Genomic DNA, 2,292 nt, shown 5'->3' with positions numbered 1-2,292 from the left:
GCCGGGCGGGCGCGCCCCGGGCCCCATCCCCGATCGGTCCTTGTCCTCCTCCTCCGGCGTGTGCGGCCGAATTTTTTGCGCGGGGGCCCCCACCCCCCGCCGCCGGGGGGTGGGGCTCGACCGGATGGGCGGACGTCCCATCGAGATCGGGCCGCTGCGCACCGGTCCCGGCGAGCGCGCCACGGTCACCGTGCGCGGCGCGATCGGCGCACCGTTGCTGGCCGAACGGGAACCCGAGGGGCCGCACGACGAGTACCACCGGTTCGATCTGCTGGTGCCCGTGGCCCTCGACATCACCGTGCACGTGCTGCGCGCCAATCGCTACCGCGCCGAGGTGGAGATCCCGCTGCTGCTGACCGCTCGCGCCGCCGAACCGTTGCGGGTGGTGATCGACCCCTTCCCGCCCAAGCCAGAGGAACTGCGGCTGCACTTCAAGGCCGAGGGCGTGCGGGCGGCTACGCTCGGCGCGCTGGCAGGCATCAGGAAGCAGGTGCTGGCCAGGGTGCTCTCGGTGGTGAAGCGGGAGATCGGCCGGGCCGAGGGCCGCATCATCGACGTCGGTGCCCGCATCGATCGCGTCATGTGATCTGTGGGCTGGGCTCGCTCGCCCGTCGTGCGCCACGGTCACAGGTGTGATTCGTGGGATTGATGTTGCTCGATGTGCCTAGCGGTTCTGTTGTGAATGTGGTGAAATGGGTCCGCGTTTCGAGCCGCCCGGCGCGCGGACGAATCCAGGGGAAGGCGCGCCGGGCCCGCGCGTGTCCCATCGGTCGGGGGTTCGGTCGAAGGAGTCGACGATGCGTTCTCCGAATCTTTCCCGTCGCCAGCTGCTCGCCTGCACCGCCGCCGCGGCCGCGGTCGGCCTGACCGCCTCCGCCGCGACGGCGGGCGCGCGGCCCAGCGGATACGGCACCCTGCTCGACTACGCCGGTGGCGTCCCCTCGGCCGCCGAGATCAAGGCCGCCGGGCACGTCGGCGTGATCCGCTACGTCTCCGACCGGCGGCCCGGCGCGGAATGGATGGCGGGCAAGCCGCTGCGCGCCGCCGAGGTGGCGGATCTGCGCGCGCACGGGCTGAGCATCGTCTCCTGCTACCAGTACGGCAAGGCGGAGACGGCCGACTGGCGCGGCGGCCTCGAAGCGGGCAAGCGGCATGCCCAGCGCGGCCTCGAACTGCATCTGGCCGCGGGCGGCCCCGAGGGCAAGCCCATCTACGCCTCCATCGACGACAACCCGACCCCGGTCGAGTTCGCCACCATGATCGCGCCCTACCTGCTCGGCTGGCACGCGGTGCTCGGCCGGGAGAACGTGGGCGTCTACGCCAATTCGCCCACCATCGAGCTGGCGAGACTGGCCGGCCTGGGGTCCTGGTACTGGCAGCACAACTGGGGCACGCCCAAGGGATTCGTGCACCCGGCGGCGCACCTGCATCAATTCGAGATCGACAAGCGCACCGTCGACGGGGTCGGCGTCGACCTCAACACCATCCTGAAACCGGAGTACGGGCAGTGGTGAGCGGCCCGACCGTGCGGTGAGCGTGCCGCGGCCGGCGGGTCAGGTCTGGGAGTGCGCGGTCGGCACCGCGTGCATGTCCGGCTCGTCATCGGGGACCACGCGCAGGCAGGGCCGGTCGTCGGGCGTCTGGTGGTCGCCGCGCCAGGAGAACAGCGACCAGCGGGACAGGCCGGAGAAGGCCGACCCCAGGCTGCCGAGGGAACCGGTCGAGATGAGCGAGCCGAACGAGCCCACCGAGCCGATGGACAGGATCGAGCCGACGCTGCCGATGGACAGGATGGAGTAGGCCGAGCCGATCGACAGGATCGACCCCTCGGACCGGATGGACAGAATGGACCGCCGGGACCGCCGGCTGCGAATCGAGCGGTCGGGCCGTGCCGTGATGTCGCTCGTTGTCATGTTCCCGGTCTACCACGGGTGCGGCCGGGGGGAACGACAGCGCGCGCGTTTATTGTCGAAGCGCACGAAATCGCGCGGGGAATTCGCAGACATGCCACGGTCGCCGTTTTCGGCCGATTCTCGGCGTGTCGCAGATTTTCCGCGTCCGTGTCGGCCCGGAAAGGGCCCGGAAACGACGATGCGCGCGGCGCTCGGTCGCTTGTCGGAAACGCGCAGTGCCCCCTGGACGCGCAGTGCCCCCTGGAAAACGACGAAGCCCCGGCCGCCGGGGGGGGGGGGGGGGGGGGGGGGGGGGGGGGGGGGGGGGGGGGGGTACCCCAGGGGGGGGGGGGAGGGGGAGGGGGGGGGGGGGCGGGGCCCGGGCGGGGGGGGGGGGGGG

At 72.2% G+C, this 2,292-nt stretch carries 4 protein-coding genes; 3 read left to right on the top strand and 1 reads right to left on the bottom strand.

Translation table 11 applies throughout. From position 1 onward, the window contains the following. Positions 1–124 precede the first annotated feature (124 nt). Both QH283_RS00135 and QH283_RS00130 read left to right on the top strand, forming a co-directional pair. Positions 125–586, top strand: coding sequence for a hypothetical protein (locus QH283_RS00135; RefSeq protein ID WP_280500986.1), 462 nt, complete (start codon positions 125–127; stop codon positions 584–586). Positions 587–797: 211 nt separating this feature from the next. Next, complete coding sequence (locus QH283_RS00130) at positions 798–1,514, top strand: DUF1906 domain-containing protein (RefSeq protein WP_280500985.1); 717 nt, start codon at positions 798–800, stop codon at positions 1,512–1,514. Between the two features lie 39 nt (positions 1,515–1,553). Here QH283_RS00130 and QH283_RS00125 read toward each other — a convergent pair whose 3' ends face one another. After that, positions 1,554–1,913: a hypothetical protein gene (locus QH283_RS00125; protein WP_280500984.1), complete on the bottom strand. Its 360-nt coding sequence runs from the start codon at positions 1,911–1,913 to the stop codon at positions 1,554–1,556. Between the two features lie 178 nt (positions 1,914–2,091). Between QH283_RS00125 and QH283_RS00120 the strand changes: the two genes are divergently transcribed. Beyond that, the coding region (locus tag QH283_RS00120; protein WP_280500983.1) for a hypothetical protein at positions 2,092–2,292 on the top strand (201 nt) is incomplete at its 3' end.

The organism is Nocardia farcinica, assembly GCF_029867845.1.
In the GTDB taxonomy this organism is placed as follows: Bacteria; Actinomycetota; Actinomycetes; order Mycobacteriales; family Mycobacteriaceae; genus Nocardia; species Nocardia farcinica_A.
Note: the sequence above shows the minus strand (reverse complement) of the source record. Positions and strands in the feature narration are given on the sequence as shown.